Raw genomic sequence first — 19,351 nt, 5'->3', positions numbered from 1 at the left:
TGCCCGCCGGGGCCCGGTCCGCCGCGTCCAAACCCTTTACGCACGGGGCGACCGGCGGTAACTTCCGGCCAGCGCAAGATGTTTCTGCAATTTTCCGACTGCGTTTCCAACGGGCTTCGCCCTCCTACCCGGGGAGAGCTCTGTCCGGACGCACGGCCCCCGCCTGGAGATTCGGATGACACGCACCCGCCCACGGTCACCGGCGCGCCCCCTCGCCGTCCTGGCCGTCGCCGCCGCCGGCGTCGTCGGCCTCGTCGCCGCACCGCCCGGGACTCCCTCCCCGCGCACCGCCCCCGTCGCCGCCGCCGTCGAGAACACGGCGACGGTCTACTACTGGACGAAGACGAAGAACTGGGCCCGGTACAACCTCCATTACGCGCCCGACGGCGGCTCCTGGACCGCCGTCCCCGGCACCGCCATGGAGGCCGCCTGTACGGACTGGGTGAAGAAGACCGTCCCCCTCGGCGCGGCCGCCGGCCTCCGGGCCACCTTCAACGACGGCGGCGGCACCTGGGACAACAACGGCGGCAAGGACTACGCCCTGGGGACGGGCGCCGTCACCGTCAGGGACGGGGTCGTCGCCCACTCCGACCCCTGCGCCGACACCCCGCCCGCCGAGTCCCGCAAGGCCACCGTCTACTACTCCGCCGCCTCCCTCGGCTGGTCCACCGTCAACGTCCACTACCAGCCGGCCGGCGGCGCCTGGACCACCGCCCCCGGCGTCGGTATGCAGGCCGCCTGCGCCGGCTGGTGGAAGCGGGAGCTCGACCTCGGGACGGCCACCGGCCTCAAGGCCGCCTTCAACAACGGCAACGGCACCTGGGACAACAACGGCGGTTCCGACTACGCCCTCGGCACGGGCGTCTCCACCGTCCGGAACCGGACGGTGACGCCGAACGCCGCCGACCCCTGCGCCGCCACCCCGCCCGACACCCAGGCCCCCACCGCCCCCGCCGGTCTCACCGCGAAGGCCGACGGCACCTCCGTGCTGCTCGCCTGGAACCCGTCCACCGACGACCGGGGCGTCACCGCGTACCAGGTCACCCGCACCGGGGGCGGCGGCGGGGCGGTCGTCACCGACGTCGGGTCCACGGTCTTCTCCGACACCGGTCTGGCCGAACGGACCGCGTACACCTACACGGTGCGGGCCGTGGACGCCGCCGGGAACCTCTCGGCCTCTTCCTCCCCCGCCACCGCGACCACGGGCGAGAAGCCCGCGACCCCGGCGACCGGCAAGCCGCTGGGCACCGACCCGCGCAAGGACCCGATCTACTTCGTCCTCACCGCCCGCTTCCACGACGGCGACCCGTCGAACAACCGGGGCGGGAGCCAGCACGCCAAGTCGGGCAACGCGGCCAACGACGACCCCATGTTCCGGGGCGACTTCAAGGGCCTGATCCAGAAGCTCGACTACGTCAAGGGCCTCGGCTTCTCGGCGATCTGGGTCACCCCGGTCGTCCTCAACCGCTCGGACTACGACTACCACGGCTACCACGGCTGGGACTTCTACCGGGTCGACCCGCGCCTGGAGTCGGCCGGCGCCTCCTACCAGGACCTGATCGACGCCGCCCACGCCAAGGGCATGAAGATCTACCAGGACGTCGTCTACAACCACTCCTCCCGCTGGGGCGCCAAGGGCCTGTTCACGCCCACCGTGTACGGCGTGCGGGACGGTCAGTGGAGCTGGTACTACGACGAGAGGCAGCCCGGCTTCGAGTACGACGGCCTGACGGTCGACCCGAAGAGCGGTAAGTCGTACTACAACGGCGACCTGTGGTCGACGGCCGAGCCGACCGGCAACACCTGTGTGAACTGGGGGAAGCCGACCGGCGGGAAGAGCGCCGAGGGCTACACCGTCTACAACTGCCAGTGGCCGAGCCCCACGTCCGGCATGTTCCCGAAGGCGCTCTACCACCAGTGCTGGATCGGCAACTGGGAGGGCGAGGACTCCCGCTCCTGCTGGCTCCACGAGGACCTGGCGGACTTCGACACGGAGAAGCCGGCCGTCCAGAACTACCTGATCGGCGCGTACGACAAGTACATCGACATGGGGGTCGACGGCTTCCGCGTGGACACCGCCGTGCACATCCCTCGCACCACCTGGAACCGCCGCTTCCTGCCCGCCATCCAGGAGCGGGTGGCCCGGCGCCACGGCGCGGAGGCCGCGAAGAACTTCTTCGTCTTCGGCGAGGTCGCCGCCTTCGTCAACGACAAGTGGAACCGCGGCTCGGTCAACCACTCGGCGCAGTTCTACACCTGGAAGGAGCGCAAGGAGTACGACCTGGACGACGGCAAGGCCGCCCTGGAGATGTACGACTACGAACAGCGGCGGGGCACGGGCGACCAGCCCACCTCCACCAACGCCTTCCTGAACGGCAACAGCTACCACGCGCCCGACCACAGCCGGTCCTCCGGCATGAACGTCATCGACATGCGTATGCACATGAACTTCGGTGACGCGCAGAACGCCTTCTCCAACGGCAAGGACTCCGACGACAGCTACAACGACGCCACCTACAACGTCGTCTACGTCGACAGCCACGACTACGGCCCCAACAAGTCGAGCGAGCGGTACGCGGGCGGCACCGACGCCTGGGCCGAGAACATGTCCCTGATGTGGACGTTCCGCGGCATCCCGACGCTGTACTACGGCTCCGAGATCGAGTTCCAGAAGGGGAAGAAGATCGACTGCGGGCCGTCCTGCCCGCTCGCCGACACCGGCCGCGCCTACTTCGGCGCGCACCTCGCCGGCTCCGTCACCGCCTCCGGCTTCTCCACGGTCTCGTCGGCGTCCGGCACGGTCGCCACCACCCTCCAGCAGCCCCTGGTCCGGCACGTGCAGCGGCTCAACCAGATCCGCCGGGCGGTCCCCGCGCTCCAGACGGGCCAGTACTCCACGGAGGGCGTCTCGGGCGGCATGGCGTTCAAGCGCCGCTACACCGACGCGGGCACGGACAGCTTCGCGCTCGTCACGGTCTCGGGCGGCGCCACCTACACCGGCATCCCCGACGGCACGTACACCGACGCCGTCACCGGTGACGTCCGGACCGTCACGAACGGCACCCTCGCGGTCGCCGCGCCCGGCAAGGGCAACCTGCGGGTGTACGTCCTGAACGGCCCCGGCCGGATCGGCACCGCCGGACCGTACCTCAAGTAACGGCGCCATGGCCGCCGGTCGGGGCCCGTACGGGGTCCCGGCCGGCGGCTACGCCAGCGGCGCGCGGTGCAGGGCGATCAGGAGGCGCCAGACCCGGTGGGCGACCTCCTCGGGGGCGCCCTCGACCAGGCCGTGCAGCCAGTCGGCGAGCACCCCGGCGAAGGCGGCGGCCACGGCCGACGCGACGAGGCCGGGCTCCGGGGCGCCGACCAGGGCCCGTTCGGCGAGGCTGCGGGCGCGCAGGTCCTCGTGGAGGACCAGGCCGAGCGGCCCGCCGCCGCCCGGGCGCAGCAGCTCCCGGTAGAGCCCGGCGTGCGGGGCGAGCCCGGCGAAGAAGGCGAGCAGCGCGGGCGGCGGGGTCGCCGGGTCGGGCAGGCCGCGCCAGGCGTGCAGGGCGTCGACCGCGTCGCGGACCACGTCGGCGCAGGCGTCGACGGCCAGCGCCTCCAGGTCTCCGTAGTGGAGGTAGAAGGTGGCGCGGCCGACCCCGGCGCGGCGCACCAGGGCGGCGACGGTGACCTCGGCCAGCGGGGTGTCCGCGCAGGCGTCGAGGAGGGCGCGGCGGAGCCGGGCCCGGGTCCGGGCGGCGCGGGGGTCCTCGGTGGCAGGGGTCACCGGGCGAGCAGGACGGCGCCGAGGGCCAGCGCGCCGGGGAGCGCCTGGGCGACCAGGATGCGGCGGTTCGCGGTGAGGCCGCCATACACGCCGGCGACGAGGACGCAGGAGAGGAAGAAGACCTGGACCCGGTGGCCCGTGGGGTCCCCGGCGATCAGGCCCCAGACGAGGCCGGCGGCCAGGAAGCCGTTGTAGAGGCCCTGGTTCGCGGCGAGCGGGGCGGTCGCGCGGGCCAACTCGGCGTCGAAGCCGGACAGTCCGCGCCCCGGCGCCTTCTCCCACAGGAACATCTCCAGAACCAGGATGTACACGTGCAGGGCGGCCACCAAGCCCACCAGCACGTTCGCCGTCGTCTCCATCGTCGTCTCCCGCCACTCATATTTACTGGACAGGTGTCCAGCATACATGGACAGCTGTCCGGGAAATTTCGTCGTCTTGACGCTGTTCGATCAAAAGTGCGTAACGCGAACGGGCTTCTCGGACAGAACACTTCCTTCCGGAGGGCGATTCTGGGATCTTGCGTCCACCCCACACATCACAGGGCCCGGCAAGCGCCTCAGGCGCCACCGGGCCATCGGAGGACGCAATGTTTTCCCTCATATCCGGCCGTACGGCCGGCCGGTCGAGAACCTCGGCCATATCCGTCGCGGCCCTCGGCACGATCGTGGCGCTCGCCACCCCCGCCGGACTCGCCCACGCAGCAACGTCGGACACCGCGCCCGTCGCGGCCCGTTCGACGGGGGCGAGCACGGCCACCACCACGGGCGCGGCCACCACCGCGGGCAAGGCCGCCACCGCGAAGGCGGCTCCCGCCGCCGCTCCGGCCGCCTGGGCCGCGGGCACGCGCGCGTACCTGGTGATCACGGCCCCCGGCGGCACCTCCGCCGTGACCGGCGCCGTGGCGACCAAGGGCGGTTCGGTCTTCGCGACCTACGACGCGATCGGCGTGATCGTGGCGCACTCGACGTCCGCGTCGTTCGCCGCCTCGATGCGCACGGTCTCCGGCGTCCAGCAGGTCGGCGCGACCCGTACGTCCGACGTCCCGGCCGACGCCTACAACCCGGCGCTCCCGGCCAACCCGTCGCAGTCGACGACCACGCTCACCGAGTCCAACCGCTGGGACATGACCCAGATCAAGGCCGACCAGGCCTGGGCGGTCACCACCGGTTCGGCGTCGGTGAAGGTCGGCGTCCTGGACACCGGCGTGGACGACCAGCACCAGGACATCGCGCCCAACTTCAACGCCGCCGACTCGGCCTCCTGCGCCTACGGCAAGGCGGACGCGCGGGCGGGCGCCTGGCGGGACGTCGACACCCACGGCACGCACGTCGCGGGCACGATCGCGGCCGCCAAGAACGGCAAGGGCGTCATCGGCGTCGCACCGGGCGTGAAGATCTCCTCGGTCCGCATCGCGGAGCCGGGCAGCACGCTGTTCTTCGCGGAGAACACGATCTGCGGCTTCGTGTGGGCCGGCGACCACGGCTTCAAGGTCACCAACAACAGCTACTACACGGACCCGTGGCAGTTCAACTGCCCGGACAACCTGGACCAGGCCGCCATCATCGAGGGTGTCCGCCGGGCGCAGGAGTACGCCGAGGGCAAGGGCTCGCTCCAGGTCGCCGCCGCCGGCAACTCCAACTACGACCTGGCGAACAAGACGACCGACACGGCGAGCCCCAACGACTCGACCCCGGTCACCCGCACCATCACGAACGCCTGCATCGACATCCCGACCGAGCTGCCCGGCGTCGTGACCGTCGCCGCGCAGGGCAACGGCGGCGCCAAGGCCTCGTACTCGAACTTCGGCAACGGCGTCATCGACATCGCGGCCCCGGGCGGCGACGGCTCCTCGGGCGTCTACTCGACGCTCCCGGGCGGCAAGTACGGCAACCTGAACGGCACCTCGATGGCGTCCCCGCACGTGGCCGGCGTCGCGGCGCTGATCGCGAGCGTGAACCCGTCCTTCACCCCGGCGCAGATCCGGGACCAGCTGGGCGTCCAGGCGACCGACCGGGCCTGCCCGTCGGACACCCGCTGCAAGGGCACCACGACCAAGAACGGCTTCTTCGGCGAGGGCGCGGTCGACGCCCTGAAGGCCGTCGGCGGCTCGACCCCGCCGCCCGGGAAGTACTTCGAGAACCTGACGGACGTGACGGTCCCCGACAACACCACGGTCGAGAGCCCGATCACCGTCAGCGGCGTGACCGGCAACGCGCCGGCCGCCCTCAAGGTGGGCGTGGACATCAAGCACACCTACATCGGTGACCTGAAGGTCGACCTGGTGGCCCCGGACGGCAGCGTCTACACGCTGCACAACCGGACCGGCGGCAGCGCGGACAACATCGTCCAGACCTACACCGTCAACGCCTCGTCCGAGGTGGCGAACGGGGTCTGGAAGCTCCGCGTGAACGACAACGCGAGCCAGGACTCGGGCAGGATCGACGCCTGGAACCTGACCTTCTGACACCGCGCGACCCCCTGACGGGGCCGGAGCCGCCACGGCTCCGGCCCCGTTCGCGCGTTCGCGGCGGGGGTTCGCGCGCGTGCGCCGGAAAGGTTTCGGAAACAAGTCCTTACCGAGGGGTAGGCCTACCCGGGCACCTTGCTATACGTTCCGTCTAACAAGCTTGCTAGACGGGACGTCTAACAAGCTCCGCGTCGATCGCGACCCAAGGAGCCGCACCATGGCAAGCAGCACCGTTCGCCCGGACAGCCACGACGGAGCCGAGGACGAGAACGTCTCGGACGCGGACGTCGCCGAGCGGCTGCTCCGATCCGCCGCCAAGCTCTCGTACGACCCCGCGGCCGAGGTGGACTGGAACACCCCCCTCGACAAGAACTTCCACGGCCAGAGCCCCGAGTGGAACAGCCTCTACGGCACGGCCTACTGGAACGAGATGACCGAGGAGCAGCGCAAGGAGCTGACCCGGCAGGAGGCCGCCTCGGTCGCCAGCACCGGCATCTGGTTCGAGATGATCCTCCAGCAGATGGTGCTGCGGGACATGTACGCGAAGGACCCCACCGACCCCCGCTTCCAGTGGGCCCTGACCGAGATCGCGGACGAGTGCCGCCACTCGATCATGTTCGGCCGCGGCTCCGCGAAGCTCGGCGCCCCCGCCTACCGGCCGCGCCGCGCGGTGCTCGAACTGGGCCGCGCCTTCAAGACCGTGGGCTTCGGCGAGGCCGCGTACGCCGCGATCCTCGTCGCCGAGGAGGTCCTCGACGTCATGCAGCGCGACTGGATGCGCGACGAGCGGGTCGCCCCCTTCGTGCGCACCATCAGCAACATCCACGTGGTCGAGGAGTCCCGGCACATGAAGTTCGCCCGGGACGAGACGCGCCGCCGCCTCGCACGGGCGAGCACGGCCCGCCGCCACTTCCACGCCCTGGTCGTCGCCATCGCCTCGTACTACATCGTCACCAGCATGGTCAGCCCCGACGTGTACGCGCAGGCCGGACTCGACCCGGAGCGGGCGCGCCGCGAGGCCGCGGCCAACGAGCACTACAAGTCCCAGCTGCGCTCCAGCTGCGCCGGGCTCATGGAGTTCCTCGCCTCGGCCCGGCTGCTCACCCGGCCCGCGCTCCTCATCTACAAGCGCGCCAGCCTGATCTGACCCCGCGTCCGCACCGCGCGCCCGTCCCGGCCTCCGGCCCCCGCACCCGAACCGAGTCGACGACATGACCTACGCGATCACCCAGACCTGCTGCAACGACGCGACCTGCGTCGCCGTCTGCCCGGTCAACTGCATCCACCCGGCGCCCGGGGAACCGGACTTCGGCACCACGGAGATGCTGTACATCGACCCCAGGAGCTGCATCGACTGCGGCGCCTGCGCCGACGCCTGCCCGGTCGACGCGATCTTCCCGGCGGACCGCCTCACCGGGCGGCTGCGGGAGTACGAGGCGATCAACGCGGAGTACTACGCGGACCGCGAGCCCGCCCCGGCCGTGGCCTCGCCCAACTTCCACGCCTGGGACGAGCCCTCCTTCCCGCGCTCGCTCCCGTCCGACTTCGCCCCGCTGCGGATCGCGGTCGTCGGCACGGGACCGGCCGGCATGTACGCCGCCGAGGACCTGCTCCTGCACACCAACGCCGAGGTGACGCTGATCGACCGGCTGCCGGTGGCCGGCGGACTCGTCCGGTACGGGGTGGCGCCCGACCACCCGGCGACCAAGGGCGCCGGGGAGACCTTCGCCCGCTTCCACTCCCACCCCCGGGTCCGGATGCGGCTCGGCGTGGAGATCGGCCGGGACGTCACCACCGAGGAGCTGGCCGCCCACCACGACGCGGTGATCTACGCGGTGGGCGCGCCCGCCGACCGCCGGCTCGGCGTCCCCGGCGAGGACCTGCCGGGCAGCGTCTCCGCCACCTCCGTCGTCTCCTGGTACAACGCGCACCCGGAGACCGGCGCGGACGCCGTCCCGCTCTCCGCCGAGCGGGTCGTCGTGGTCGGTAACGGCAACGTGGCGCTCGACGTGGCCCGCGTCCTCGTCATGGACCCGGCCGACCTCGCGGGCACGGACATCGCCGACCACGCCCTCGCCGCCCTGAGCGGCAGCCGGGTCCGCGAGGTGGTGCTGCTCGGCCGCCGGGGTCCCGAGCACGCCGCGTACACCTCCTCCGAACTCCTCGCCCTCAAGCACCTCCCGGGCGTGGACCTGGTCGTCGACGACCGGGACCCGCGCACCGGCGCCGCGATCGGCGCGGCGGCGGCCGGGGAGAAGGCGGCGCTGCTCCGGGACGTGGCCCGGGAGGCGGTGGACTGGACGCGGCCGCCCGCGCCGGACCGGCGCCGGATCGTGCTGCGCTTCCACTCCGCGCCGGTCGAGGCGCTCGGCACCGACGCGGTGCGGGCGGTCCGGGTGACCGAGGACGGGTCGGAGTCCGGTACGGAGATCGGGGCGGGGCTGCTCGTCCGGGCCGTCGGCTACCGGGGCGTGGCGCTGCCGGGCCTGCCGTTCGACGAGGCGACGGGCACCGTGCCGCACGAGGGCGGGCGGATCGGCGGACTGCCGGGCGGCTACGTCGTGGGCTGGATCAAGCGCGGGCCCTCCGGCGGCATCGGGGCCAACCGGGCGTGCGCGGAGGAGACGGTCGGGACGCTGCTCGCGGACGCGGTCGCGGGGGCGCTGCCGAAGCCGACGGGCACGTCGGCGGAGTTCCGCAGGCTGGCCAGGAGCCGCAGCAAGGGGCTCGTCGACGCGCGCGGTCTCGCGGCCATCGACCGGACCGAGCGGGCGCGGGGCCGGGACGCGGGCCGCCCCCGGGTCAAGCTCGCCACGGTGCCGGAGCTGGTCGCGGCGGCGCGGGGCAGCCGCTGGCGCCGGCCGGTCTGACCGGCGGAACGAAAAAGCCGTACGGGTACGGGGTCCGGCCCGGGACGGCGGGCCGGTGGACGCCCCGGTGGCACGGGGGTGTGCCGGGGCGGTCCGTCAGGCCACGAGGTCCAGGGTCTGGCGGATCACGATCGCGTTCAGCCGCACCGCGAAGGGCACGACGTCCGTCAGGTCGAGCGCGACGGCCCGCGCCTTCGGCAGCTCGACGGTCACGTCCACGCAGAAGGCCAGGGCGTACATGTGCTCCCCGGTCTCCTCGTCCTGGAGGGCGAAGAACAGGTCCCGGTAGAAGCGGGTGCGCTCCCCGGTCTCCTCGTAGAAGGAGAGGCCGGGCTGCCCCTCCTGGGCGGCGAGGCCCGTGAAGGCCGCGACGAGCTCCCGCTCGACGGTGGCCCAGAAGCCGGCGTCCGCGCACTCGGGCGGGAGCGCCTGCCGGACGGCCTCCTTGAGGGAGAGGACCATGACCAGGACGGGGGCGTGCTCCTGGAGCCCCCAGCCCCTGACCATCCGCACCACGCTGCTGTCCGGGACGGCGGCGGCCGCCTCCCGTATCGCCTCGAAGTCGAAGTTGACGGTCGCCGGGGCGATCGCCTCCTGGAACACCCGGTCGATGGACCGGGCCTGGTCGAGGTGGTCGGGACCCACCTCGACGACGGTCCTGAAACTGGCGGCCAAAGCTCCTCCTGTGTGAATCCGCGTGAATCCGCGTGAATCCGTGCGATCACCGTGATCTCTGCGATCCCGGTGATCAGGAGGGGTCAGTATGCCGAGCGGGCCCCGGGCGGGCGGGACGTGTCCGGCGTACGGACGCACCGGCCCGGACGGGGCTCAGGACCTGCGGCGCGGCTTCCCGCTCCGGCCGCCGCGCGCGGAGCCCCCGGTGCCGCCCTTGCGGGCCGCGGGCCGTCCCGCCGTACGGGAACCGGCCCCGGGCTTGCCGGACTTGGCCGGCTTCCCGGACTTGGCGGGCTTCTGCTCCTTCTGGCCCTTGCGCTCCTCCGCGCGGCGGCCCCGGGTGCTGTTCACCGTCCGGCCGCGCACGATGCCGATGAACTCCTCCACCAGGTCGGGGGCCTCGTCGGCGGCCGGCCACGACAGGGCGACGCGGGACTGCGGGACCTCGTTGAGCGTCCGGTAGGTGAGGTCCTTGCGGTGGTGCAGCCGGGCGAGCGACTGGGGGACGGCGAGCAGGCCGACCCCGGCCGCGACGAGTTCGACCGCGTCGGCGGTGGTCGCCGGGCGCTCGAACGCCGGACGGCCCGGCGGGCGCTCCCAGCCGAGGGTGTCGTCGAGGGGGTGCAGCACGAGCTCGTCGGCGAGGTCCTCCGCCGACACCTCCTCGACCTCCGCGAACAGATGGTCCTTGGGGACCACGACGACCGTCGTCTCCGTGTAGAGCGGGATCGCGCTGAGGTCGTCCCCGTCGACGGGCAGCCGGACGAGGCCCGCGTCCGCCGCGCCCTCCCGGAGCGCGCCGAAGGCCTCGGCCGGGGTCACGGCGTGGAGGGTGAGCGGTACGTCGGGCAGGCGCTCGTTCCAGATCCGCACCCACTTCGAAGGGGTCACGCCCGGCACGTACGCGAGCCGGAACGAGGGGGTCTCCGGGGAGGAGCCGGAGGGAGAGTCCGGGAGGGGGTCCGAGGAGGAAGCGTCCGTGCCTGTCACTCCGCCAGGTTACCGGTAGCCGCCGTGGTCGGAGTCCGTCCACATGCTCGATACCCTGGTCCCATGACGTCGCACCAGAACACCCAGACGATGAAGCCCGCGACCGCGGCGAAGAAGCTGGGTGTGTACCTCGAGGCCACCCCCGCGGAGTTCCAGGAGGGTGTCGTCTCGCGCACCGAGCTGAACGAGCTCCAGGCGAACCCGCCCGCCTGGCTCCAGGAGCTCCGGAAGAACGGCCCGCACCCCCGCCCGGTGGTCGCGTCGAAGCTGGGCGTCTCCATCGCCGGTCTCGCGCGCGGCGGCATCACCGAGCCCCTCACCACGGAGCAGATCGACGCGCTCAAGCAGGAGTCCCCGGAGTGGCTCCAGAAGGAGCGGGCCACCCAGGCGGAGGTCCGCAAGGAGACCGTCCGCATCAAGGAGCGCGACGCGGAGCGGGCGCGCCGCGCGCAGGAGGCCTGACCGCTCCCCCGCGCTCGTCCTCTCCTTCTTTTCTCCCTCCTCCGGCCCGGTCACGACCGGGCCGGACCGGTGTGGCGCGGGGGCCGGTGAGGGAGGCATCCCCTCATGAGTGACACGAACCCCGCGCACCGGCCGCCGGTCGTCGTCGGCGTGGACGGGTCCGAGCACGGCCTGCGGGCCCTGGAATGGGCCCTGAGCACCGCGGAGGGCACCGGCTCCCCGCTGGTCGTGGCCCACGTCCGCCCCGAGGGCCTCCAGCTCGGCGCCGCCCGCGTCGAGTCCCAGGGCGTGGTCCCGGAGCTTCCCGACACCGTGCTGAACGGCGTGGCGGCCGAAATGGAGCGGCGCGGCCCCCGCGTCCCCGTGCGGTACGAGTCCCTCGACGGGTCCGTGACCGACGCCCTGGCGGCGGTCGCCCGGGGCGCCCGCCTCCTGGTGACCGGCTCCCGGGGCCGCGGCGGCTTCACGAGCCTGCTGCTCGGCTCGACGAGCCGCACCCTGGCCGCGAGCGCGCCCTGCCCGCTCGTCGTCGTCCCCCACGAGGCCCGTACGGCCGTCCCGGAGGGCGGGACGGGGGCGGGTCGGGTGCTCCTGGGCCTGCATCCGGAGGAGACCCCGGACGAGGTGCCGGCCTTCGCCTTCGAGGAGGCGCACCACCGGGGCGTGCCCCTGGAGGCCGTGACCGCGTTCCGGCTGCCCCCGCCGCAGGGCGCCCTGCTCGCCGCGCCGTCCCCGGCGCTCCAGGTGCCGCCCCCGCTGCCCCTGGCGGACGACGCCGAAGAGCTCGTACGGGGAGCGGAGCGGGAGCAGGAGGAGCGCCTGCGGCCCTTCGCCGCGCGGTGGCCGGGCGTGGAGCTGCGCCCGGTGGTGGTGCCGGGGGACGCGGCGGGGCGTCTGGTGGAGGGCTCGCGGGACGCGGGCCTGGTGGTCGTGGGGCGGCACCACCGGCACCGCTTCGGCTCGCTGCTCGTCGGGTCCGTCGCCCACGCCGTGCTGCACGAGGCCCACTGCCCGGTGGCGGTGGTCCCCCCGGCCCCCGCCGGATGAGGCGGGACTGGTAGAAGAGGGGCCATGCCCCCCTCCGAGCACGCCGCCGCGGCCCCGCGCAACGTCCAGCCTCCCCCCGCCCACGCCTCCCTCGGCGCGGGGGTCGTCGTGACCGACGGCTCCGGCCGGGTCCTCCTCGGCCTGCACCGCTCCGGGGTGTGGGAGCTGCCGGGCGGCAAGGTCGAGCCGGGCGAGTCCGTGGAGGCCGCGGCGGTCCGCGAGCTGGCCGAGGAGACGGCGCTCGTCGCGGACGCGGCCGACGTGGAGGTCCTCGGGCTGATCCTGGACTCGGTCACCTCCGCGCGGCTGACCCGGGTGACGGTGGCCACGGCGGTGGGCGCCTTCGGCGGGACGCCGGCCGTGACCGAGCCCGACAAGATCGAGCGCTGGGAGTGGACGGACCCGGACCGGCTGCCGGAGGCGCTGTTCCTGCCGTCGGCCCAGGTGCTGCGGATGTGGCGGCCCGACCTACCGATCCCCGACGGTCCGTTCCACCGGTACGCGATGGACCGGCTGCCGGGCTGACGGGGCCCCGGCCGGGGCGTACGGGCCGGCACCGGCCGTCCGGCGTCGCCGAGCGGGGTGCGGCGGCCCTGACTAGCGTGGCTCACAGGAAGCACGTCATCGAGCGGAAAAGAGTCACCGTCATGGCCGCACGACCCGAGGGCACGCCGATCTGGACCGACGCGATGTTCACCGACGCCGAGGGCGCCAAGACGTTCTACGACGACGTGCTCGGCTGGACCTTCGCCGAGGCCTCCACGGAGTTCGGCGACTACACCCAGGCCTACAAGAACGGGAAGGCGGTCGCGGCCGTCGTCCCGCCGATGCCGGGGCAGGACACCCCGCCGCAGTCGGCCTGGTGTCTCTACTTCTCCTCGTCGGACGCCGCCGCCACGGCGGAGCGGATCAGGACCGCGGGCGGCACCGTCCTGATGGAGCCGATGCGGATCGGCGACTCCGGGACGATGTGCCTCGCCCGGGACCCGGCGGGCGTCGTGTTCGGCGTCTGGCAGCCGGGCGCGCACCAGGGCTTCGAGCTGGAGGGCGAGACCGGCTCGTACGCCTGGGCGGAGGTGTTCACCCGGGAGCCGGAGAAGTCCGACGCCTTCTTCACGTCCGTCTTCGGCTACGGCTCGAAGAGGATCAAGGACGAGGAGGTGGACTACCGGGTCTTCGACCTGGGGGGCGACCCCGTCCTCGGGCGGATGACGATGACCGACGACTTCCCGCCGGAGGTCCCCTCGTACATCCAGGTCTACTTCGCCGTCGACAACTGCGACAAGGCCGTCGAGGCGGCGGAGCGGCTCTCCGGGCGGAAGGTCTTCGGGCCGATGGACAGCCCGTTCGGCCGGTTCGCGGCGATCCTGGACCCGCAGGGGGCCGCCTTCGCCGTGATCGACATGAGGACCACGGTGGGCGAGATGCCCGAGATGGAGTGAGCCGCCCCGCGCCCGGGGGTCACGGCTTGAGGCCGGAGACCACGTCGGCGGTGGCGGCGACGCCCTCGTGGATGGTGGGCGCCATGCTGGTCCCGGCGAGGAAGAAGCCGAGCAGGGCGCAGACGATCGCGTGCGAGAGCTTCAGACCGCCGTTCCGCAGGAAGATCACGGCCAGGATCAGCAGGAGCAGCACCACAGAAATGGAAACGGCCATCGCCTTCACGTCCCTCCGACGCCGCACCGGAATTGCGGCTTTCGGCGGACAGTGTGGCGGAATGCGCGCTCCGTCCGGGCGTATGGCGGGGCGGCCATCCGGGTGAGATCCCGCCGGGCGGGTCGGCGCGGGCGGCCGGGGGCTTCCGTGATCCCGGGTCGGCGCCCGGTCCGTCGACGGGACCACGGGACGGTCGGGTCAGGGGTTCTTCCCGGCGGGCAGGCAGTCCGCCCAGTCGACCGTGCGGTCGCACCAGCGGTTCAGGAGGACCCGGTCGTGGCCGACGGCGAGGAGGCCCGCGCCGGTCTCCGCGCGGTAGGCCTCGACGGCGGCGACCAGGGCGGCCGTGGTGGAGGCGTCGAGCATGGCGGTCATCTCGTCGCAGATCAGCCAGCGGGGGCGCAGGGTCAGGGCGCGGGCGAGGCAGGCGCGCTGGAGCTGTCCGTCGCTGACCTCGTGGGGGCGGCGGACGAGCAGGTCGGGGGTGAGGCCGACGGCCGGGGCCAGCTCGGCCAGGCGTGCGGGGGCCTCGGCGCGGCGGCCGGTGGCACGCAGCGGCTCGACCACGAGGTCCGCGAGGGTGAGCCGGGGGTCGGCGGCGGTGCGGGGCTGCTGGAAGACGACGCCGACGGCGGTGCGCAGCGCGCGCGGGGCGCGGTGGCGCCAGGCCCGCACCTCGGTGCCGTCCAGGACGAGCCGGCCCGCGTCGGGGCGGTGGAGGAGGGCGGCGACCCGGGCGAGGGTGGACTTGCCGCAGCCGCTGGGGCCGAGGAGGCCGACGGAGGCGCCGGGGGCGACGGTGAGGGAGGCGCCCCGGAAGACGGGGGCGCGGCGGTCGTAGCCGGCGGTGACGGCGTCGAGTTCAAGCACGGGGGTGCTCCGGGTGGTGGCAGGCCACCCCGGCCGTGGGCTCGGGGCGGGTGGCGCAGAGGTCGGTGGCGCGCGGGCAGCGCGGGGCGAAGGCGCAGCCGCCGGGCAGGTCGGTGAGTTCCGGGGGCATTCCGGGGATCGGGGCGAAGGCCCGGTCGGGGAGGGCGTCGAGCAGGCCACGGGCGTAGGGGTGGCGGGGGCCGACGGGGCCGAAGAAGCGGTGGGCGGGGGCGATCTCGACGATCCGGCCCGCGTACATGACGGCGACGCGGTCCGCGATCCGCTCGGCAGCGGCCAGGTCGTGGGTGATGAGGAGCAGGGCGCGGCCGTCGTCGGCGTGGCGGCGCAGCTCGTCCACGGTGCGGTCGACGAGGTCGCGGTCGAGGCCGGTGGTGGGTTCGTCGGCGAGCAGCAGCCGGGCGTCGCCGATGAGGGCGAGGGCGGTGGCGGCGCGCTGGGCGAGGCCGCCGGAGAGCTCGTGCGGGTGGCGGTCGAGGTGGTCGGCGGGGAAGGCGGTCCGCCCGGCGGCTTCCTCGGCGGCCCCGCGCCGGGCGCGGCGGGCGGTGCCGGTGAGGGCCCGGACGGTCTCCTCCAGGTGGGACCGTACGGTGCGGACGGGGGTGAGGTGGGCGGCGGGGCTCTGCGGTACGAGGCCGACGCGGCGGCCCCGTACGGTGCGGGCGAGGGTCTTCTCGTCGGCGGCGAGCAGGTCGACGGCGCTCCCGCCGTCCGTGGTCTCCCCGCCCGTGCCGTGTTGGCCGTCGGGGCCCGCGAGCAGGGCCGTGCCGGAGGTCTCGGCGTTGCCCGGGAGCAGGCCGAGGAGGGCGGAGGCGAGGACGGACTTGCCGCAGCCGCTCTCGCCGACGAGGGCGAGGCACTCCCCCGCCGCGAGGTCGAAGTCGGCGTCGCTGACGGCGTCGACGGTGCGGCCGCCGCGCAGCCGGAAGCGGACGGTGAGGCCCCGGACGCTGAGGACGGCGTCCTCGGCCCGCTCGGCGGTGACGGCGTCGAGCGCGCGCAGGAGCTTGTCCCCGGGAGCCCGGGAGGCGTTCGGGGCGGTCACAGCATCAGCTCCGATCGGCGGCGCGGGTTGAGCCGGTCGCGCCACACGCCCGCGAGTCCGGCGATGGCGAGGGTCGGCACGATGAGGAGGAGGCCGGGGAAGAGGGTGGGCCACCAGTACCCGGCGAGGAGCGAGGAGCGGGCGTTCTGCACCAGGTTGCCGAGGCTGGCCTGGTGGCTGGGGAGGCCGAGGCCGAGGAAGGACAGCGCGGACTCGTGCCACATGGCGTGCGGGACCATCAGGACGGCGGCGAGTCCGGCCTGCGGCAGGACGGCGGGCAGCAGGTGCCGGACGGCGACGCGCCACCGTCCCGCGCCGCCGGAGACGGCGGCGTCCACGAAGGGCCGGGTGCGCAGCGAGAGGACCTCGGAGCGCACGATCCGGGCGGTGGAGAGCCAGTGGGTGACGGCCACGGAGACGATGACGGGCCAGACGCCGGGCCGGAAGAGGGCGACGACGAAGATGCCGAGCAGCAGGTGCGGCACGGAGGAGAAGGCGTCGACGAGCCGCATGAGGGTGCGGTCGGCCCAGCCGCCGAGCGCGCCGGCGGCGGCTCCGACGGTGGTGCCGATGACGGTGGCGACGAGCGCGGCGACGAGTCCGACGAGGAGCGAGACCCGCAGGCCGTAGACGCAGCGCAGGAGGAGGTCGCGGCCGAGGTCGTCGGTGCCGAAGGGGTGGTCCCAGGACGGCGGCAGGAGCTTGCGGGAGAGGTCGACGGCCTGTTCGTCGAGCTGGACGAGCGGCGGCACGAGCAGCACGGCGAGGAGGACGGCCGCGACGGTGACGGCGGAGGTCCAGAACCGGATCCGGTGGGTGCGCGGGTCAGCCATCGAAGCCCACCCTCGGGTCGGCCAGTCCGTACAGCAGGTCGGAGAGGAGGTTGCCGAGGAGGACGGCGGCGGTGGCGAGGACGGTGAGCGCGGCGAGCAGCGGGAAGTCCACGGAGGTGGCGGCCGTGACGGTGGCGGCGGCGATGCCGGGCCAGCTGAAGACGGTCTCCACGAGCAGGGCGCCGGTGATCAGTTCGGGGACGCGGGAGCCGACGAGGGTGAGCATGGGCAGCATTCCGGAGCGGAGGGCGTGGCCGGTGAGGACGGTCCGCTCGCGCAGGCCGCGGGCGCGGGCGCCGCGCACGGGGTCCTCGTCGAGGGCGTCGCCGACGCCCTGGCGGACGTACAGGAAGAACCACGGGAGCTGGGAGACGCCGAGGACGAGGGCGGGCAGCACGAGGTGGCGGGCGACCTGGTCGAAGGTGACGGTGTCGCTCGCGGTGTCGGTGAGGCCGCCGGCGGGCAGGACGCCCAGCTTCAGGGCGAAGAACCAGATGGCGAGGAGGCCGAGCCAGAAGGCGGGGGCGGCTTCCAGGGTGTACGCGGCGGAGCTGACGGCCCGGTCGAGGAGGCCGCCGCGGCGGCGTCCGGCGAGGACGCCGAGGAGGGTGCCGAGCGCGATGGCCACGGCGAAGGCGGTGGCGGCGAGCAGGACGGACCAGCCCAGGCGCTCGGTGACGACCTCGGCGACGGGCCGGCGCATGACGGCGGAGTCGCCGAAGTCGCCGGTGAGGGCGGCGGTGAGCCAGTCCCACCAGCGGGTGAGGAGGGGCCGGTCGACGCCGAGGTTGGCGCGGAGCTGGTCGAGGTTCTCCTGCGAGGCGGTGAGCCCGGCGGTGCCGGCGTAGGCCTTGACGGGGTCGAACGGGGAGGCCTCGGCGACGGCGAACACCGCGAGGGTGACGCCGAGGAGGACGGGGACGGCGGCCAGGGCGCGCCGTCCCGTCATCCGCGCCATGGCCCCCCAGGGGAGGCGGCGCTTCACTTCTGCGCCGCTCCGGCGCCCTTGGGCTTCCAGGTCTCGACGTTCCACCAGGGGCCGGCGGCGAGGCCGTGGTCGTGCGGCTCGGTCTGGGTGCTCAGGCCGTCCCATGAGTCGTTCACGACGTAGAGGTGGTCGATGTGGGTGAGGAAGGTGTAGCCGGGGTTCTTCACCAGTTCGCGCTGGACGGTGTCGTACGCGGCGTGCCGCTTGGCGGGGTCGTCGGTGCGGCGGCCGTCCTCCAGGGCCTTGTCGACGGTCTTGTTGTCGTACCAGGCCATGTTGTTGAAGCCGTCGCCGCCGAGGGAGGACTTCAGGAGGAGGTACTGGTCGAAGTCGGGGTCGCCGGGCGAGCCGCCGCCGGCGAGGACCGCGTCGGTCTTCATCCGGGGCTCGATGACCTCCCAGGTGCCGGCCTGGGTGGTGATGTCGATGCCGGCCTTCTTGGCGTCGGAGGCGTAGGCGAGGGCGTGGTCCTGGCGGAGCTTGTCGCCGGAGAGGTACCAGAGCGGGAAGGCGGCGCGGACGCCGTCCTTGACGCGGACGCCGTCGGGGCCGGGCTTCCAGCCGGCCTCGTCGAGGATCTTCTGCGCCCCGGCGAGGTCGTGGCGGCGCTCGGTGCCCTCGGTGAACCAGGGGCTGCCGGTGGGGACGGGCCCGTAGGCGGGCTTTCCGGCGCCTTCGAGGATCTTGTCGACCATGGCTTCGCGGTCGACGGCGAGGTCGAGGGCGCGGCGGACGGCGGTGTCTCCGGTCACCCGGTGGTGGGTGGGGAGGGTGACCGTGCGGTAGTCGTAGGTCTTCGCCGCCCAGGTCTTCTTGCCCTTGTCGGTCTTGAAGCCGGCGGCGAGGTTGGGCGGCAGGATGGCGCCGTCGAGGTCGCCCGCGCGCAGCCGGGTGGCGCGGACGTCGTCGTCCTTGATGATCGCCATGGTGAACTTCTTCACCAGCGGCGCGCCGTTCCAGTAGGCGGGGTTGGCCCGGAAGGTGAGCTTCTCGCCCTTGGACCAGCCGGTGAGGACGTACGGTCCGGTGCCGATCGGCTCGGTGGTGAAGGGGCCGGTGTTGACGTCCTGCTTCGCGGCGACGTGCTCGGGGGCGATGGCGTGGACGGTGCGCTCGGCGAAGGGCGCGTAGGGGTACTTGAGCCGGAAGACGACGGTGTCGTCGCCGACCGCCTCGACGCTCTTGAGCGCGTCGAGCTCGGTGCGGGAGGGGTTGTTCGTCTTCGGGTCGAGGATCGTCCGGTACGTGAAGACGACGTCCTTCGCGGTGAAGGGGGCGCCGTCGCTGAAGGCCACGTTGTCGCGGAGGTTGTAGGTGTAGGTGAGGCCGCCGTCGCTGACGTGGGGCAGTTCGCGGGCGAGGGCGGGCTTCAGCTTCATGTCGGCGTCGAAGGCGAGGAGGCCGTCGAATATCTTCGAGTTGCCGTCCTTGCCGTAGCCGAGGAGGGGGCTGAGGCTGTCGGGCTCGTAGGCGATGCCGACGACCGCGGAATCCTTGGGCCCGCCGGTGCCGTCGGCGGTGGAGCCGGGGTTCGTGCAGGCCGCGGCGGTGAGGGCGAGGGAACCCGCCAGTACCGTGGCCGCCGCGTTGCGGATGGATCGGGCGGTCATCGTGTCCGTACCCCTTTTGAAGATCAACTGTTTTTGCCAACAGGTTGC

18 protein-coding genes are annotated in these 19,351 nt (G+C 73.3%); 8 read left to right on the top strand and 10 right to left on the bottom strand.

The features are described 5' to 3' along the window. The first annotated feature begins 175 nt into the window (after nt 1-175). Nucleotides 176-3,157 carry a carbohydrate binding domain-containing protein gene (locus tag ACIQVI_RS05420; RefSeq protein WP_403591327.1) on the top strand — a complete coding sequence of 994 codons (2,982 nt, stop codon included), beginning with the start codon at nt 176-178 and terminating at the stop codon, nt 3,155-3,157. Between the two features lie 48 nt (nt 3,158-3,205). On the opposite strand, the gene ACIQVI_RS05415 is transcribed toward ACIQVI_RS05420, so the two are convergent. Both ACIQVI_RS05415 and ACIQVI_RS05410 read right to left on the bottom strand, forming a co-directional pair. Continuing rightward, on the bottom strand, nt 3,206-3,772 hold the full coding sequence (locus ACIQVI_RS05415) for a TetR/AcrR family transcriptional regulator (RefSeq protein WP_403591325.1): 567 nt from the start codon (nt 3,770-3,772) through the stop codon (nt 3,206-3,208). Further along, nucleotides 3,769-4,131 carry a DUF1304 domain-containing protein gene (locus ACIQVI_RS05410; RefSeq protein ID WP_403592276.1) on the bottom strand — a complete coding sequence of 121 codons (363 nt, stop codon included), beginning with the start codon at nt 4,129-4,131 and terminating at the stop codon, nt 3,769-3,771. Before ACIQVI_RS05410 ends, ACIQVI_RS05415 begins: the two co-directional genes overlap by 4 nt. 227 nt (nt 4,132-4,358) lie before the next feature. Between ACIQVI_RS05410 and ACIQVI_RS05405 the strand changes: the two genes are divergently transcribed. The 3 genes from ACIQVI_RS05405 to ACIQVI_RS05395 all read left to right on the top strand — a co-directional run bounded on the left by ACIQVI_RS05405 (nt 4,359) and on the right by ACIQVI_RS05395 (nt 9,109). Then, a complete protein-coding gene (locus ACIQVI_RS05405; protein WP_403591322.1) occupies nt 4,359-6,236 on the top strand; it encodes a S8 family peptidase in 1,878 nt (625 codons plus the stop codon). Nucleotides 6,237-6,456: 220 nt separating this feature from the next. Further along, nucleotides 6,457-7,386: a diiron oxygenase gene (locus ACIQVI_RS05400; protein WP_403591320.1), complete on the top strand. Its 930-nt coding sequence runs from the start codon at nt 6,457-6,459 to the stop codon at nt 7,384-7,386. Nucleotides 7,387-7,450: 64 nt separating this feature from the next. Further along, the gene (locus ACIQVI_RS05395; RefSeq protein ID WP_403591317.1) at nt 7,451-9,109 is read left to right on the top strand and encodes an FAD-dependent oxidoreductase; all 1,659 of its coding nucleotides are present in this window, start codon (nt 7,451-7,453) and stop codon (nt 9,107-9,109) included. 96 nt (nt 9,110-9,205) lie between these two features. Here the strand turns inward: ACIQVI_RS05395 and ACIQVI_RS05390 are convergent, their stop codons facing one another. Continuing rightward, nucleotides 9,206-9,784, bottom strand: a complete 579-nt coding sequence (locus ACIQVI_RS05390; RefSeq protein WP_403591315.1) for a Type-2Aa cytolytic delta-endotoxin — start codon at nt 9,782-9,784, stop codon at nt 9,206-9,208. Nucleotides 9,785-9,937: 153 nt separating this feature from the next. Then, the gene (locus tag ACIQVI_RS05385) at nt 9,938-10,774 is read right to left on the bottom strand and encodes a LysR family substrate-binding domain-containing protein (RefSeq protein WP_403591312.1); all 837 of its coding nucleotides are present in this window, start codon (nt 10,772-10,774) and stop codon (nt 9,938-9,940) included. 63 nt (nt 10,775-10,837) lie between these two features. Between ACIQVI_RS05385 and ACIQVI_RS05380 the strand changes: the two genes are divergently transcribed. The 4 genes from ACIQVI_RS05380 to ACIQVI_RS05365 all read left to right on the top strand — a co-directional run bounded on the left by ACIQVI_RS05380 (nt 10,838) and on the right by ACIQVI_RS05365 (nt 13,725). Then, nucleotides 10,838-11,236: a DUF5997 family protein gene (locus ACIQVI_RS05380; RefSeq protein WP_351972820.1), complete on the top strand. Its 399-nt coding sequence runs from the start codon at nt 10,838-10,840 to the stop codon at nt 11,234-11,236. A gap of 105 nt (nt 11,237-11,341) precedes the next feature. Then, the gene (locus ACIQVI_RS05375) at nt 11,342-12,283 is read left to right on the top strand and encodes a universal stress protein (protein WP_403591308.1); all 942 of its coding nucleotides are present in this window, start codon (nt 11,342-11,344) and stop codon (nt 12,281-12,283) included. A 24-nt stretch (nt 12,284-12,307) separates the two neighbouring features. Continuing rightward, the gene (locus ACIQVI_RS05370) at nt 12,308-12,808 is read left to right on the top strand and encodes an NUDIX hydrolase (protein ID WP_403591305.1); all 501 of its coding nucleotides are present in this window, start codon (nt 12,308-12,310) and stop codon (nt 12,806-12,808) included. A gap of 122 nt (nt 12,809-12,930) precedes the next feature. Further along, a complete protein-coding gene (locus ACIQVI_RS05365) occupies nt 12,931-13,725 on the top strand; it encodes a VOC family protein (RefSeq protein ID WP_403591302.1) in 795 nt (264 codons plus the stop codon). Nucleotides 13,726-13,744: 19 nt separating this feature from the next. Here the strand turns inward: ACIQVI_RS05365 and ACIQVI_RS05360 are convergent, their stop codons facing one another. From ACIQVI_RS05360 to ACIQVI_RS05335, 6 genes are all read right to left on the bottom strand, one after another. Beyond that, complete coding sequence (locus tag ACIQVI_RS05360) at nt 13,745-13,939, bottom strand: hypothetical protein (RefSeq protein WP_351972816.1); 195 nt, start codon at nt 13,937-13,939, stop codon at nt 13,745-13,747. A gap of 198 nt (nt 13,940-14,137) precedes the next feature. Then, entirely contained in the window at nt 14,138-14,809 is a 672-nt protein-coding gene (locus tag ACIQVI_RS05355) for an ABC transporter ATP-binding protein (RefSeq protein WP_403591299.1), read from the bottom strand. Continuing rightward, a complete protein-coding gene (locus tag ACIQVI_RS05350) occupies nt 14,802-15,830 on the bottom strand; it encodes an ABC transporter ATP-binding protein (RefSeq protein ID WP_403592273.1) in 1,029 nt (342 codons plus the stop codon). Before ACIQVI_RS05350 ends, ACIQVI_RS05355 begins: the two co-directional genes overlap by 8 nt. A gap of 38 nt (nt 15,831-15,868) precedes the next feature. After that, entirely contained in the window at nt 15,869-16,705 is an 837-nt protein-coding gene (locus ACIQVI_RS05345) for an ABC transporter permease (RefSeq protein ID WP_351972814.1), read from the bottom strand. Beyond that, nucleotides 16,698-17,690: an ABC transporter permease gene (locus tag ACIQVI_RS05340; protein ID WP_383407401.1), complete on the bottom strand. Its 993-nt coding sequence runs from the start codon at nt 17,688-17,690 to the stop codon at nt 16,698-16,700. Before ACIQVI_RS05340 ends, ACIQVI_RS05345 begins: the two co-directional genes overlap by 8 nt. Beyond that, the gene (locus tag ACIQVI_RS05335; protein ID WP_403591295.1) at nt 17,687-19,303 is read right to left on the bottom strand and encodes an ABC transporter substrate-binding protein; all 1,617 of its coding nucleotides are present in this window, start codon (nt 19,301-19,303) and stop codon (nt 17,687-17,689) included. Before ACIQVI_RS05335 ends, ACIQVI_RS05340 begins: the two co-directional genes overlap by 4 nt. Nucleotides 19,304-19,351 lie beyond the last annotated feature (48 nt).

Source organism: Streptomyces sp. NPDC098101, assembly GCF_044760185.1.
Classification (GTDB): Bacteria; Actinomycetota; Actinomycetes; order Streptomycetales; family Streptomycetaceae; genus Streptomyces.
The sequence above is the reverse complement of the archived record's forward strand: the minus strand, read 5'-3'. Positions and strand labels throughout refer to the sequence as shown.